Here is a 15,815-nt window from a genome sequence, read left to right on the forward strand (position 1 = left end):
ACACGGCATTCAACCTGACCTCGAACCGAAACGGAGACGGCAATGGGCGTAGCAATGTTTATGAAGGTGGACGGCGTGACCGGCGAATCGGCGGACGCGCAGCACAAGGGCTGGACCGACATCCAGTCGTTCACGTGGGGCGCGAGCCAGCCGGGCGCGATGGCGAGCGGCAGCGGCGGCAACGCGGGCAAGGCGAGCTTCAACGATCTCGTCGTCGCCGCGTACATGGACAAGGGCGCGCCCGCGATCATCAAGAACTGCGCGAACGGCAAGCACCTGTCGTCGGTCGAGATATCCGCGTGCAAGACGGGCGGCACGCAGGTCGAGTTCATGCGCGTGACGCTGCAGGAGGTGCTCGTCACGTCCGCGCAGGTCGCGGGTATCGATCCGGGCGACGTCGCCGACCGGCTGATGATGCACTACGGCTTCCAGGCCGCGAAGGTGAAGAAGCAGTACTGGCAGCAGAACGACAACGGCGGCAAGGGCGCCGAGGTGACAGTCGGCTGGAACATCAAGGAAAACACCGAGATGTGACGGGTCGAGCAGGCACGGAGACAACCATGGAAGACCCGCGAACCCGCGACGGCCGGGACGGCAACCTGCGCGACCGGCTGCAGCCCGCCTTGCTCGACCGCCTCACCGACGACGCACCGCAACGCGCGGCCGAAGCGCCCGGCGCGCAATGGATCGGCACCGAGCGGCTGCGCGCCGCCGTGCTGCGCGATCTCGCGTGGCTGCTCAACACGCGCAACGCCGAGGACGGTTTCGTCGACTGGTCCGCGTTCGCGCACGCGCAGGCGTCGGTGCTGAACTACGGGATGCGGCCGCTCGTCGGCAAGCCGATGTCGGGCGTCGAGCGGATGTCGGTCGAGGCGTCGATCCGCGACGCGATCGTGCGCTTCGAGCCGCGCATCGCGCCCGACAGCGTCGAAGTCCGCAGCGTGATCGACGCGCCGGGCGGCCGGGCCGGCGAGCGGCGCCACAACGTGCTGCTGTTCGAGATCCGCGGCACGCTGTGGTCGATCCCGCATCCGCTCGAATTCGTGCTGCGCTCCGACCTCGATCTCGAGACGGGCGCGATGTCGCTGCAATCCGCGGCGGGGGCCTGACGCGATGGATACGCGCCTGCTCGACTACTACAACCGCGAACTCGCGTACCTGCGTGAGCTCGGCGGCGAATTCGCGCAGCAGTTCCCGAAGGTCGCCGCGCGGCTGCGGCTGCACGAATCGGGGCCGCCCGACCCGTACGTCGAACGGCTGCTCGAAGGCTTCAGCTTCCTCACCGCGCGCGTGCAGCTGAAGATGGACGCCGAATTCCCGCGCTTCACGCAGGCGCTGCTCGACGCCGTGTACCCCGGCTATATCGCGCCACTGCCGTCGATGGCGATCGTCCGGTTCGCGCCGATGATGAACGAGGGCAGCCTTGCGCAGGGCTGGCGGCTGCAGGCCGGCACCGCGCTGCGCGCGCGGCCGGCCGCGTCCGAGCAGACCGCGTGCGAATTCCGCACCGCGCACGATCTGACGCTGTGGCCGCTCGAACTCACCGACGCGACCGTCACCGGTGCGCCGTCGTGGCTGCCGCGCGGCGCCGTCGCCGCGCGGCAGGACGTGCGCGGCGCGCTGCGCATCCGGCTGAAGGCACGCGGCGGCGCCAAACTCGCGCAGTTGCCGCTCGACCGGCTGACGTTCCATCTCGCGGGCCCCGAGCGCGATGCGCTGCATCTGCTCGAACTGATTGCCGCGCATGCGCTCGGCGTCGTGTGCCACGACCCGGCGCAGCCGCCGCGCTGGCTGCATACGCTCGACGCCGACGCGATCGTCCACGAGGGTTTCGATCCGGCGCAGGCGATCCTGCCCGACGACGGCCGCAGCTTCCACGGCTACCGGCTGCTGCGCGAGTATTTCGCGTTTCCGGCGCGCTTCCTGTTCTTCAGCATCGGCGGGCTGCGCGCCGCGCTCGCGCGCGCGACCGGCGACGAATGCGAGCTGACCGTGCTGTTCGATCGCCACGACGCGGCGCTCGAAGCGGCCGTCGACGCGCGCCATCTCGCGCTGAACTGCACGCCGGCCGTGAACCTGTTCGCGCGCCGCGCCGACCGCATTCCGCTGCAGCCGGGCGCGCGCGAGCATCATGTCGTGGTCGACCGCAGCCGGCCGCTCGACTACGAGGTCTATGCGGTGCAGCGGCTCGCGAGCGAGCAGCGCGACGACGGCCAGTCGCGCGAATTCCGGCCGTTTCACGCATCGTTCGCCCGCGATGACGGCAACCACGGCGCGTACTACACGGTGCGGCGCGAGCCGCGGCTCGTGTCCGCGCCGGCGCGCGCGAACGGCACGCGCACCGGTTACGTCGGCAGCGAGACCTACGTGTCGCTCGTCGACAGCCAGTGCGCGCCGTACGACGAATCGATGCGCTACCTGTCCGCCGATACGCTGTGCACGAACCGCGATCTCGTGCTGTTGCAGCCGCCCGGCGACGCGAACACGTTCACGCTGCGCGTGTCGGCCCCGATCGAGCGCATCGTCGCGATCCGCGGCCCGTCGCGGCCGCGCCCGCCGATCGCCGACGCGCAAACCGCGTGGCGATTGATCCGCCATCTCGGGCTCGCACGCCACACGCTGACCGATCTCGACGACGACGAAGGCGCGCATGCGCTGCGCGAGCTGCTCGGCCTGCATGCCGACCCGGCCGATGCCGCGATGCGCCGGCAGATCGACGGCGTGCAACGCGTCGCGTTCTCGCCGGTGTTCCGCCGGCTGCCGGCGTCCGGGCCGCTGATGTTCGGGCGCGGCGTGCAGGTCGACGTGACCGTCGACGATCATGCGTTCTCCGGCGACAGCCCGTTCCTGCTCGGCGCGGTGCTCGAACAGTTCTTCGCGCGTCACGTGTCGATCAACGCGTTCGCCGAATGCGTGCTGACCAGCGTGCAGCGCGGCACGCTCGCGCACTGGCCCGCGCGCATCGGCAGGCGACCTGCGATATGAAACGCGACACGTCACCCGGCACTCGACCGGCCGATGAAGCCGCGCGCCGCGATGCGTGGTGGGCACGGCTGCGGGCCGCACCGCACGGCTACGACCTGTTCCAGGCGCTGCGCTGGCTCGACGCGTTGTCGCCCGGCCGCGCGCCGCTCGGCCATGCCGCGCGGCCGCGCGACGAGCCCGTGCGGCTCGGGCAGCAGCCGACGCTCGCATTCGCGGCGTCGATGCTGGCCGGCGTGCACGAGAACGGCACCGCGCCACCACGCATCGCGATCCACGGTTTCGGGTTGTTCGGGCCGAACGGGCCGCTGCCGACGCACCTGACCGAATACGCGCACGAGCGCGCGGCGCAGCACGACGACCCGACGTTTGCCGCGTTTGCGGACCTGTTCCATCACCGGCTGATCCTGCTGTTCTACCGTGCGTGGGCCGACGCGCAGCCGACGGTGAGCCTCGATCGCCCCGGGCGCGCACGGTTCGACGGCTATATCGCAAGCCTGATCGGGCGTGCGGCGCACGGCGACCGGCCGGTTGCGCAAGCCGGTGCGTTAGCCACGGCAACCGCCGACACGCTCGCGCCGCATGCACGCTATTTCCATGCGGGTCATCTCGTGCGGCACACACGCAACCCGGAAGGGCTCGTGCAGATCCTGCGCCAACATTTCGGCGTCGACGCGCGCATCGTCGAGCACGTGCCGCAATGGGTCGCAATCGAACGCTCGCAGCGCTGCACGATCCGCGCGACGCGGCCGACGTTGCGCGTCGGCGCCGTTGCGCTCGGCGTCGCGGTGCGCGACGCTCAGTCGCGTTTCCGGATCGTGCTCGGCCCGCTGTCGCTCGACGCGTACCGAGGCTTCCTGCCGGGCGGCCCGCATGCGCGGCAGCTCGCGTTATGGGTGCGCGAATACGTCGGCATCGAGTTCGACTGGGACGTGCAGCTCGAACTGGCGGCCAATGCCGTGCCGGCGATCGCGCTCGGCGCGCCGCAGGGGATCGGCCGCACCGCGTGGCTCGGGCAGCGGCTCGAACCGGGCCCCGCGCGCGACCTCGTCGTCCGCTACGACGTGCGCCGTGGCGGCACGCTGCGCGCAGGCGCCAACCCTCATCGCGAAACCGCCTAAACGGGAACCGTCATGTCCGATATCGGCCGCATCAACCTGTTCGGAAAACTGAATCCGTTCCTCTACGAGACGCTCGAGCAGGCGACCGGGTTCTGCCGGCTGCGCGGCAATCCGTATGTCGAGCTCGCGCACTGGTTCAAGCAGATCCTGCAGCGGCCCGACGGCGACCTGCAGCGCGTGCTGCGCCGCTTCGACATCGACGAGGCCGCGATCGACCGCGCGCTGGTCGCCGCGCTCGACCGGCTGCCGCGCGGCGCGGGCTCGGTGTCGGACCTGTCCGTGCACATCGACGACGCGGTCGAACGCGCGTGGGTCTATGCGACGTTGAAGTACGACGCGACATGCATTCGCGGCGCGATGCTGCTGCTCGCGATCCTGAAGACGCCGCAGTTGCGCAATGTGCTGATTGCGATCACGCGCGAATTCGAGCGCATCGTGCCCGACGTGCTCGCCGATGAACTCGAATCGATCGTCGACGGCTCGCCGGAGGCGCAACCGGCCGCGCAGGCTTCGAAGGGTGGCGACGCTTCGCGCGCCGCGCCCGCCGAAGGCTCGGCGCTCGCGCGCTTCGCCGTCGACCTGACCGCCCGCGCGCGGGCCGGCGAGATCGATCCCGTCGTCGGGCGCGACGCCGAGATCCGCCAGATCGTCGACATCCTGCTGCGGCGCCGCCAGAACAACCCGCTGCTGGTCGGCGAGGCCGGCGTCGGCAAGACGGCCGTCGCCGAGGGCTTCGCGTTGCGGATCGCCGCCGGCGACGTGCCGCCGTCGCTGCGCGACGTTGCGCTGTACCTGCTCGATATCGGGCTGCTGCAGGCCGGCGCGAGCGTGAAGGGCGAATTCGAGAGCCGGCTGCGCGGCGTGATCGACGAGGCGATGTCGTCCGAGCGGCCGGCGATCCTGTTCATCGACGAAGTGCATACGCTCGTCGGCGCGGGCGGGGCGGCCGGCACCGGCGACGCCGCGAACCTGCTGAAGCCCGCACTCGCGCGCGGCCTGCTGCGCACGATCGGCGCGACCACGTGGTCCGAGTACAAGCAGTACATCGAGAAGGATCCCGCGCTGACGCGGCGCTTCCAGCTCGTCCACGTGCACGAGCCGGAAGAAGCGGCTGCGCTGACGATGCTGCGCGGCCTCGCCGCGAAGCTCGAGGCCCATCACCGCGTGCTCGTGCTCGACGACGCGCTGCAGGCCGCCGTCACGCTGTCGCACCGGTATATTCCCGCCCGGCAGTTGCCGGACAAGGCGATCAGCCTGCTCGATACGGCCTGCGCGCGCGTCGCCGTCAGCCAGCACGCGGTGCCTGCGCCGATCGAGGACGCGCGCCGCCGCATCGACAGCCTGCGCGTCGAGCAGGAGCGGATCGGTCGCGAGTGCGCGCTCGGCACCGGCGAAGTCGCGCGGCGGGACGCGATCGAGTCCGACATTGCCGCCGCGCAGGCCGCGCTCGACCAGTTCGACGTGCGCTGGCAAACCGAACGCAATGCATTGGTGGCGATCGTCGAATCGCGCGCCGCGTTGCTCGACGACGATCCGTCGCGCGAACTCGACGCCGCCACGCGCGCCGATATCCAGGCGCACCTCGCGACCGCCCAGCAGGCACTGACCGACCTGCAGGGCGATGCGCCGCTCGTGCTGCCCGCGGTCGACACGCACGCAGTGGCGGCCGTCGTCGCCGACTGGACCGGCATTCCGCTTGGCCGGATGGTGCGCGACGAGACGCAAGCCGTGCTGAAGCTCGCCGATACGCTCGGCGAACGCGTCGTCGGCCAGCGGCACGCGGTCGAACTGATCGCCCAGCGGATCCAGACCGCGCGCGCGAAGCTCGACGATCCGACGAAACCGCACGGCGTGTTCCTGCTGTGCGGGCCGTCCGGCGTCGGCAAGACCGAGACCGCGCTCGCGCTGGCCGACACGCTGTACGGCGGCGAGCACAACGCGATCACGATCAACATGAGCGAGTTCCAGGAAGCGCATACCGTATCGACGCTGAAGGGCGCGCCGCCCGGTTATGTCGGCTACGGGCAGGGCGGGGTACTCACCGAGGCCGTGCGCCGCCGGCCGTACAGCGTCGTGCTGCTCGACGAGATCGAGAAGGCGCACCGCGACGTGCACGAGATTTTCTTCCAGGTGTTCGACAAGGGCTGGATGGAGGACGGCGAAGGGCGCGACATCGATTTCCGCCATACCGTGATATTGCTGACGTCGAACGTCGGCGCCGATCGTGTGATGGAGCTATGCCGCGACCCCGAGCGCCTGCCCGACGTGCAGACGCTCGCCGATGCGCTGCGCGCGCCGCTGCTGGACGTGTTCCCGGCCGCGCTGCTCGGTCGGCTGACCGTCGTGCCGTATTACCCGCTCACCGATGCGACGCTCGCGCGGATCGTCGCGTTGCAGTTGCGACGGATCGAGAAGCGGATCGACGCGCATCACGGCATCCGGCTGCGCTGCACCGACGCGGCGACCGCGCTGATCGTCGAGCGCTGCCGGACGATCGAATCAGGCGGCCGGATGGTCGACGCGATCCTCACGCATACCGTGATGCCGCGCATCAGCCGCGCGATCCTGCAGGCCACGCTCGGAGGTCGCACGCTGTCGTCGATCGAGGTGAGCGCGGCCGACGGCGAATTCGCTTACCGGTTCGACGAGGAGGCAACGACGTGAATCGCGTATTCACCCTCGACAGCCCGCACGGCGACGACCTGAAATTCCACACGCTCGACGGCAGCGACGAACTCGGCCGGTTGTTCGAATTCCGGATCGAGGCGCTCGCGGACAGCCACAGCCTGTCGCTGAAGGACATGCTCGGCAAGCCCGTGACCGTCCGGATCGAACAGCAGGACCAGTCGACGCGCTACCTGAACGGGATCGTTGCGCGAGCATCGCTTGCCGGCCGGCGTGCCGAGCGGTACTACGGCTACGAGCTGGTCGTGCGCCCGTGGCTGTGGCTCGCGACGCGCCGCTCCGATTGCCGGATCTTCCAGAACAAGACCGTGCCCGAGATCGTGCAGGAGGTGCTGTCGACGTACGGTTTTCCGATCGAGAACCACCTCGCCGAATCGTATGTGCCGCGCGAGTACTGCGTGCAATACAACGAGACCGATGCCGCGTTCGTGTCGCGGTTGATGGAGTTCGAGGGCATCTATTACTGGTTCCGGCATGCGGAGGACACGCATACGCTGATGCTCAGCGACGCAATGTCGTCGCATACCGCGCTGCCCGGCTACGAGACGATTCCGTACATCGCGCGTGACCGCACCGCGATCGCCGACGAGGAGCATATCGACGGCTGGCTGCCCGCGCAGGAAGTGAGCGTCGGCAAGCACCAGACCACCGACTACGACTACACGAAGCCGCGCGCCGATCTTTCGTCGCAGAAGGTCGACCCGCGCGGCCACGATCACGACGGCTTCGCGTCGTTCGAATGGCCGGGCGGCTATCGCGACGACGCGCCCGGCGCCCACTACAGCCGCGTGCGGCTCGAGGAACAGCAGGCCGAGCATGAGCGCGCGAGCGCCGATACGGACGTGCGCGGCGCCGCGCCCGGTTATCTGTTCACGCTCGCGCATTGCCCGCGTGCCGACCAGAACCGCGAGTACCTGATCGTGCTGTGCCAGTACCGATTCCAGGAGAACGCGTATGCGAGCGATCAAGGCGCAGAGGCCGTCGTGCACCAGACGATGATGCTCGTGCAGCCGTCGAGCCTGCCTTACCGGTCACCGCGCGAAACACCGCGGCCGCGTACGAACGGGCCGCAGACGGCCACTGTGGTCGGGCCGCCGGGTGAGGAAATCTGGACCGATCAGTACGGGCGCGTGAAGCTGCAGTTTCGCTGGGATCGGTACGGGCAGAGCAACCAGGATTCGTCGTGCTGGGTGCGGGTGTCGAGTCCCTGGGCCGGGGGTGGGTTCGGGGGCGTGCAGATTCCGCGTGTGGGCGACGAGGTCGTGGTCGATTTTCTCAACGGCGATCCGGATGAGCCGATCGTGACCGGGCGAGTTTATAACGGCGAGAAGATGCCGCCTTGGGGGCTCCCGGGGAGTGCGACGCAGAGCGGCTTGCTGTCGCGGTCGTCGCCGGGCGGGACCACCGAGCATGCGAATGCATTCCGGTTCGAGGACAAGAAGGGCGCCGAGCAGCTGTGGATGCACGCGGAACGCAATTTCGATGCGGAGACGGAGGCCGATCACACACTGTCGGTGGGGAACAACCATACGCATACGGTCGGGAACGACGAGACGATGCAGGTGAAGAACAACCGGCAACGGAGTGTGGGGCAGAACGAGACGGTGAATGTCGGGAAGAATCGGGTTGCGCAGATCGGAGTGGATGAGACGCATGGGGTGGGGAGGAATCGCAGCGTGACGGTTGACGGCAACAGCTCGCATACGGTGACAAAGGGGAATCACAACCTGGCGGTCGTTACCGGTACCCATGACGTCTTCGTCGAGGGAGACAGCACGCATGTCGTCGGCACAGGGTCGTATATGACAAAGGTCAATACCGGAAACCATTCCGTGGACGTTAACAAAGTCGCTTCATTGGTCGCTGGAAACTACATCGACATGGGTGCAGGAAAAAGTGGCGTGTCGATCAATAAGGACAACGTCGGCGTTTCCATCGGCGGAACCGCTGGCGATACCGGCGTCGGGATCAATGGCCAGGGTGGTGGGGTGGCCATCGTCGGATACGGCAAGGGCGTAAGCGTTGCTGGCTATGCACAAGGCGTGAAGATTTATGGCGAGAACGATCTCAATCTTTCCGGCAAGTCGACGGCCAATCTTCAGGCGCCGACGGTAAATATCGATAACGGTCAGGACAGCTGCAACGTCAATGTCAACGCGACAAAGATTGTTCTGGCAACCGGTGGAGGCTCGATCACGCTCGACGGCTCAGGCGTGACGATCCAGGGGACGATCGCTCACATCAATTGATTGCGGCCGGTGCCTGCCGGTTGCTCGATTGAATTCGAAGCATGGGAGACATTCGATGGAAAACGAATCGGATCAGATGATGATCGACGACGCGCTCGAAGCGGAAACGGTCGAGGCGTTGCGTCGGCTGTTCGCCAACGACGCGACGCCGGATCGCACGCCGCCTGCCAAACACCGCGAATCGTCGACGATGATCGGCGAGGTGACCGATACGCATCATCCCGACGCGATGGGGCTGATTCGCGTGAAGTGGTCGTCCCAGGATGAGACTTCGTGCGAACGCTGGCTCGAATGCGTGGACGGCGTGAAACCCGGTATCGGGGATCGTGTGCTGCTGCAATCGCCTGTGAACTGGCCCGAACCTCTGATCGCCGGAATGCTGAAGCGGAAGGGAAATGGCGAGCCGGTCGAGCCGGTTGTCGAACCTGTGTTGGCGCTTTCGCTCGAAGCCGACAAATGCGTGCAGATAGCTGATGCGGCGGGCACTCCGCTGTTGCAGGTGCGCGCATCGCCGGACGGACCGGTCGTGACGTTGCTGAACCGGAACGTGAACATCGAAGTCGCCGGCAAGCTGAGACTGAGTGCGCAGACACTCGAACTGGAAGGTGGCCGAGGCGGCGTAGACATCCGGACCGAAGCGGACACCGTGGTGCGCAGCCGATACGTTCGCTTGAACTGAAACGGCGGCCCGACGACATGCACCGCGAATTCGCCGCCATCGAATCGTCGCTTGAGGCGTTCATCGATCAGCCTGACGATCCCACGTTGCTACTCGAAGCAACCGACAACGACATCGTGCCCGTGCTGAAGATGATGCAATCGCTCGACGAGCGTGTCGGCGACGCGATTTTCCTGATCTTTCCGTTTCCGTGCGACTCGGTCGACGCGTATCTGCAGACATGCATGGAGGTGCTTGCTCGTCAGATCGACGACGAAAGCAATGCACGCGTCGAGCGCGGTGAAGAAGGCTGGTTGCCGTTGCCTCTGACTTGTACCGATCAGAGGCGCTCGCCTGCGCAGCGATTGCGTGACGCTATCGCTCATGTGCACACGCTGGTGCCGGAAGGTGTGAAAGTCGTTTGGGCATGGTTGCCTTCGCCGATGGGCGACTTCGGCGGCTTCGCAAAGATCGTTCTGCAATGTCTGGCACTGAACGGCTTTGAAGACTGGATGGAAGGGCATCGGTTCTGCATCCGCGACGACCGGAAGCAACCTTGCCTGATTCCGCTCGCTCGCGAGAAAAAAGCAGAACATGTGTTGATTCTTCCCGTCGATTTCTCGTCGGAAAAGGCGACCCGAAATCTGGTCGACATCGCAAACGATGCGGCGCATCCGATCGAGCAACGCATGGGGGCCTTGATGCAGATCGCCGGAATCGACCTTGCACACGGCAGGCTGCCCGATGCGCAGCGCAAGTACTACGCGCTCTTTGCGTTTCATGCGGAGCGGAAGGATCCGACGGGTTGCGCGATCGCGTTGCACGGCCTGGGCGACGTGGCATTGCGCCACGGATCGCCGCGCGATGCGAAGGACTGGTACGTGCGCGCGCTGCCGGCGGCGCTCGATGGCCGGAATCTGCTGGTCGTGGTCAATGCGCTGATGGCGACGGGCAGCTGCTGCAACACGCTCGGTGAACATGCAAAGGCGGCGACTTATTTCGATCTGGCGAGCGGTGCCGCCGGAAGGCTGATGCTCGTGCATACGAAGATCGAGGCGATGGAGAAGGGTGGCATCGCGTTGCTGGCATGTGGCCAGGCGGCGGAAGCCGCGAAAAGCTGGATTGCAGCGAAGGGGCTGTGCGAGCAATTCGGCTGCGAACGACAACGCATCAGCATTCTGGATCGGCTCGTGTCGCTTTATGGCAATGCCGGCCTGAAAACCGAGGCGAGGGCGTATGAGCTGGAAAAGGATCCGCTTTATATGGCGCGCTTGCGGGGAGTCGCGACAGCCGCTACGCATGATCCGATGGCCGGATACGAACAGGCACGGCAATGAGTGAGTCCGAGCCCCGTTTTACACGTGCATCCGATTCGTCCGAGCGTCACACGACGCAATCGCAAGTCAAAGCGGACACCGCGTGCGATGCGCTGCTCGGTACGGTCAAGTCGACGATCGATCCGTTCAAGGAAACGTTCTCGTCGAAGGGGAGCGCGCTCCACCATGTCAGCGAAGCGGTGAATTCGCTTGCGTCATTGCAAGGCATGCCGTCGCAGTTGCTCAACACCGGTATCTCGGAGATTCCGCTGCTCGACAAGGTGCCGGGGATGCCGGCAGCTACCATCGGCGTTCCTCATCTCGGCACACCGCATGCGCATGGTCATCCGCCCAGTAACGGTTTCCCTTTGCCGAGTTCCGGCATGACGATTGGCGCCGGTTGCCTGAGCGTGTTGATCGGCGGTATCCCGGCCGCCCGGGTGCTGGACATCGGCTTCGCGCCTACTTGTGGCGGGCTGACACCTTACTTCGATATCCAGACGGGCTCGAGCAATACGTTCATCGGCGGAATGCGCGCGGCGCGCATGGGAATCGACATCACGCGGCATTGCAATCCGATGGGTCATGTCGGGAAATCGGGCGGTGAAGCAGCGAGTGCGGCCGAGAAAAGCGAGGAAGTGGCGAGCGAGGCGGCTCAGGTAAGCGGACGAGCGAAGTTGTTGGGAGGGGCAGGGAAGGCATGGTCGGTTGGCAACGCGGCGATTGGGCCGGCGTCAGGGATGGCAACCGCTGCCAGTGACGTCAAACATCACGAAGCCTTGGCGGCCGCGATGACTGCTGCGCAGACTGCGGCCGATCTCGCATTCATGATGCTCAGCAATCTGATGGGCAAGGATCCCGGTATCGAGCCGAGTATGGGCACGCTGCTCATGGGCGATCCGACGGTGCTGATCGGCGGGTTTCCGCTACCGGACTCGCAAATGATGTGGCACGGGGCGAAGCACGGGATCGGGAAGAAGGTACGGCCGAAGTTGCCGAAGTGGGCGCAGAAACTGGCCTGTGAGATGTTTGGCGAGCCGGTTAGCGCGGTCACCGGAGCGGTCGAGAACGATTTCACAGACTATGAGACCGACGAGGTGGTGCCGTTCAAATGGGGGCGTCACTACAGCAGCGGCTGGCACGAACGGGACGGCGTACTGGGATACGGATTCCGGCATGCATGGCAGCATGAGTTGCTGCTGTTGAGGACGCGCGCCGTGTATATCGATCCTCGCGGTACGGAATACACGTTCGGCAGAAGGGCGGACGGCACATATGGTGGCTGTTGTCGGGGCTACGAGATGGAGCAGCTTGATGGCCAGCGCTTTGTCGTCCGACATGATGTGGAGGGTGAACTGGAGTTCGAGCGTGCCTCGGCAAAGGCTCGGTCCGCCCGCTGCAAGGTTCATGTCCGAGATGGGGCACGTAGCGTCTTGCAGTGGACCACCCATGGGGGCATCAGCAAAATTACGCAAGCGGACACAAGCGACAGTATCCGGCGCGTCGTCGCATTTGTGTATGAACCTCGCGGTCGGATCACCGAAGTCGTACTCACGGACGTCGACGGCCAAGTCAACCGAATTGCCCGGTACGGATACGATGTGAAAGGCTGTCTGGCCAGCTATCGCAATGCGCTCGATGCCGTGTCGGCTTGCGAATATGATATGCAGCGCCGAGTTGTCCGCCTTACAGACGCGAACGGATACGCGTTCTTCTATCGCTACGACGTTCATGGGCGCTGCACGAAAAGCGAGGGACAGGACGGCTTGTTGCGCGTGCGGCTCCAGTATCATCCGGGGCGCACATTCATCACCGAAAGCGACGGTGGCAGATGGACAGTTCTCTACAACGAAGCCGGCACAATCACACGCGTCATCGACCCATATGGCGGCGTGGTCGAGTACCTGCTCGGCGCGGACGGTCGCATCGTAAGCGAAGTCGATTCGGGCGGACGTGTCACACGGTGGATATACGACGCCCGCGGGCGCAACTCGCACCGTGTAGACCGATGGGGGAAGTGCTGGCCACCGAAAGACGAAGCGTCGGTTGTGCCTGATCGCATTCCTCGTGCTTTGCCTGACACCCACCTGGGGTTACAGTGGGGCGAGATTGTGTTGTCCGAACTAGCCCCCAGGGTGCTCGTTCCCCCTTCAATAGAACAACTTTCAGACGTGATTTTTTCGCTTCCGCCTTCACTGAGCGGAGACGCGATCGAACAGCGCGATGCGGCGGGACGCGTCATCGAGCGTACCGATGAATGCGGATGCACGGAACGTTTCCGGTGTGACGCGAATGGTAATGTGATCGAGCGATGTGATAGCGACGGGCACATCTATCGCTACGACATTGCGTCATGGAACCTGCGTGTGGCCGAAACCGATCCGTTGGGCAATACAATTCGCTTCCGTCAAACGTCGAGGCAGCAGATCGACGCAATCGTCGACGCGAACGGCAACGAGAGTTCATACACGTACGACCACAAGGGGCGGATCACAGGCGTCAGGCGAAACGGCGTGGTGCGAGAAACGTATGCGTACGATGCCGCTAACCTGTTGGTCGAAAAACGTGATGGAGGAGGCAACCTGCTGTTGAGTTTCGATGCTGGAACCAATGGTCGATACCGTAGACGAAGACTTGCCAGTGGCGAGATCCACGTCTACGACTACGACGCAAGAGGGAATACGATCAAGGCATCGACCGACGGGCACGATGTCACGCTGGCATATGATCATGCGGATCGCCGCACCGCGGACAAACGGAACGGTCTGGGAGTAGAACATGTGTATTCCGTCGGGCGCCTTGCGAGCACGACATACTTTGGACGCTTCACGGTGCATTACGAAGTCGTGGATCATTCCGCGACGCGAATTCATACACCCGAAGGGGGCTGCCATCAGTTGCAGCGCAGCGGGGACGGAAGGGTGCTGATCGACGCGGCCAATGGCACGGCCATATTGAGTGGCTTCGATCGTGCGAAACGATGCGTCGGACAGATCTCATGGAGCCGCACGCGTGAAACGCCGCTTCGTTTCACCCGGTACGAATACAGTGAAACGGGAGAACTACGCCGGACTACGCGCACCGCTGGTGACTCGGAAGAGTACGAGTACGACGCGGCTCATCGACTGATCGGAGAAAGTCGCAACGGATGGCCCATCAGGAAATTCGAGTATGACCGCGCCGGCAATCTGACATCGACGGCGGCGGCAGCATGGATGCGATACGCTGAAGGTAACCGTCTAGCGAGTTCGTGTCTGGGCACATTCAGCTATAACCGACGAAACCATCTATCCGAATTCATGCGTGCGGATGGTGTGCGCACGATCTACCAGTACAACAGCAAGGACCTTCTCGTCAAAGTTGACTGGAGTGATCGGCATGAAGCGTGGACTGCCGAGTATGACGGTTTATGTCGACGTATCTATCAGGCGTATAGCGGGAATAGGACCGACTACTACTGGGATGGAGACAGGCTTGCGGCAGAAGTGAGGATCGACGGACGGTTGCGGCTCTATGTCTACTCAAACGAATCATCGTTGGTGCCGTTCCTCTTTGTCGACTATCCATCTGTCGATGCCTCCGCGGCTGACGGGCAAACGTATCTGGTCTGCTGTAATCAGGTGGGGCTGCCGCAATGGATCGAAGACAGAGAGGGATCGACGGTCTGGATCGCTGCCGACGTCGACCCGTATGGGGCGATCCGGGTGGCCGAGGGAAACCTGGTCGACTACAACCTGCGGTTTCCCGGACACTACTTTGACACGGTGACGGGGCTGCACTACAACCGGTTCCGCTCCTACAGCCCCGAGCTGTGCCGTTACCTTCAATCGGATCCTGTCGGGCAGTCAGGTGGCATCAATCTCTATGCGTATGTTGCCAATCCTGTGGTGAGGGTCGATGTCCTGGGGTTGCACGACGCACGTGATGACCGCGTCCCGGAGCCTGACGACGAGACAGAATCAGCTTTGAAGCCAAAGGCTCTCAAACTCCATCTTCCGTCCGAACTCGCCGATATCCGAGATCCTGCGCAACTCGCCGTAGCCGCAGGACATCACGCATTTGACCTTGCCCACGAAGCAGCCAATGAAGGGGAGCGCAATATTACGCTTTACGATGGAAGGGATGGGACCACGTTCAAGACCGGTAAATCGACGATGGGGCCATGCCTGACGGTGGTGGTATTCAAACCCACGCTAGAGATTTTCTATGGGCAGAACCAACGCGAAACAATTTCCGCAGACATGTTTCCTGTCTCTAGCCACCGTGCGCTACAGGAATTGCTTGATCGGAACGATCTGATACGGAAATATTGCACGACACCAGGCGGCAAGCCTTGTGCGAGTCACACCAGAAAATACGGCGTGCCCGGGAAGCATGGCGACGTTCGCGTGCTGGGCGATGCGTTGAGCGCGCAGATCCAGGCGGGGGAGAATCCGGATTTTAGTGATTTCGCGATGTATAACGTCCGAATGAGAGATTCGAATCCGGGGGGGAATGGCGTTATCCCCGCGGGCACACCGATGCCTCGTTGCCTGCATTGCGGTCCTGCGACCATTGGCGTGGAGGTTATATCCGATCCGCCCGAAGTCATCGCTGCCCACGGACAAAGGTTGAAGTATTTGCAGCGTTTTCAGAGATAGCCCGCCTCGAAGTCGCTTCACCAGCGCAGGCCGATCTCGTGCTAATGCGGACGGATGGCGTCCGGCAACTCGTGGACAACGAGTTCGTCGAGAAAGAACACTCGGCGTAATCGTATTTTACATAACGTGAATTATCGATAGTTTGTGTTGTAGCGGCTAAGTTG

9 protein-coding genes are annotated in these 15,815 nt (G+C 64.5%); all 9 read left to right on the forward strand.

Going from position 1 to position 15,815, the window contains the following annotated elements:
• Positions 1-42 precede the first annotated feature (42 nt).
• The 9 genes from R9B84_RS26930 to R9B84_RS26970 are packed head-to-tail and all read left to right on the forward strand — an operon-like array spanning position 43 to position 15,651.
• The gene (locus R9B84_RS26930; RefSeq protein ID WP_027791618.1) at positions 43-534 is read left to right on the forward strand and encodes an Hcp family type VI secretion system effector; all 492 of its coding nucleotides are present in this window, start codon (positions 43-45) and stop codon (positions 532-534) included.
• Between the two features lie 26 nt (positions 535-560).
• Positions 561-1,109, forward strand: coding sequence for a type VI secretion system baseplate subunit TssE (tssE, locus tag R9B84_RS26935; protein ID WP_423763043.1), 549 nt, complete (start codon positions 561-563; stop codon positions 1,107-1,109).
• A 4-nt stretch (positions 1,110-1,113) separates the two neighbouring features.
• Entirely contained in the window at positions 1,114-2,985 is a 1,872-nt protein-coding gene (tssF, locus tag R9B84_RS26940) for a type VI secretion system baseplate subunit TssF (RefSeq protein ID WP_423763044.1), read from the forward strand.
• Positions 2,982-4,103, forward strand: coding sequence for a type VI secretion system baseplate subunit TssG (gene tssG, locus R9B84_RS26945; protein WP_423763045.1), 1,122 nt, complete (start codon positions 2,982-2,984; stop codon positions 4,101-4,103). The genes tssF and tssG overlap by 4 nt, the downstream gene beginning before the upstream one ends.
• Before the next feature lie 12 nt (positions 4,104-4,115).
• Positions 4,116-6,767 (forward strand): type VI secretion system ATPase TssH, encoded by a 2,652-nt coding sequence (tssH, locus tag R9B84_RS26950; protein WP_423763046.1) that lies wholly within the window; start codon positions 4,116-4,118, stop codon positions 6,765-6,767.
• Positions 6,764-9,037, forward strand: coding sequence for a type VI secretion system tip protein TssI/VgrG (gene tssI, locus R9B84_RS26955; protein ID WP_423763047.1), 2,274 nt, complete (start codon positions 6,764-6,766; stop codon positions 9,035-9,037). Before tssH ends, tssI begins: the two co-directional genes overlap by 4 nt.
• 55 nt (positions 9,038-9,092) lie before the next feature.
• Positions 9,093-9,716: a hypothetical protein gene (locus R9B84_RS26960; protein ID WP_423763048.1), complete on the forward strand. Its 624-nt coding sequence runs from the start codon at positions 9,093-9,095 to the stop codon at positions 9,714-9,716.
• A gap of 17 nt (positions 9,717-9,733) precedes the next feature.
• Positions 9,734-11,032, forward strand: coding sequence for a hypothetical protein (locus tag R9B84_RS26965; protein ID WP_423763049.1), 1,299 nt, complete (start codon positions 9,734-9,736; stop codon positions 11,030-11,032).
• Complete coding sequence (locus R9B84_RS26970; protein WP_423763050.1) at positions 11,029-15,651, forward strand: RHS repeat-associated core domain-containing protein; 4,623 nt, start codon at positions 11,029-11,031, stop codon at positions 15,649-15,651. The genes R9B84_RS26965 and R9B84_RS26970 overlap by 4 nt, the downstream gene beginning before the upstream one ends.
• Positions 15,652-15,815 lie beyond the last annotated feature (164 nt).

Origin of the sequence: Burkholderia sp. NLJ2, assembly GCF_049487195.1 — a bacterium.
In the GTDB taxonomy this organism is placed as follows: Bacteria; Pseudomonadota; Gammaproteobacteria; order Burkholderiales; family Burkholderiaceae; genus Burkholderia; species Burkholderia pyrrocinia.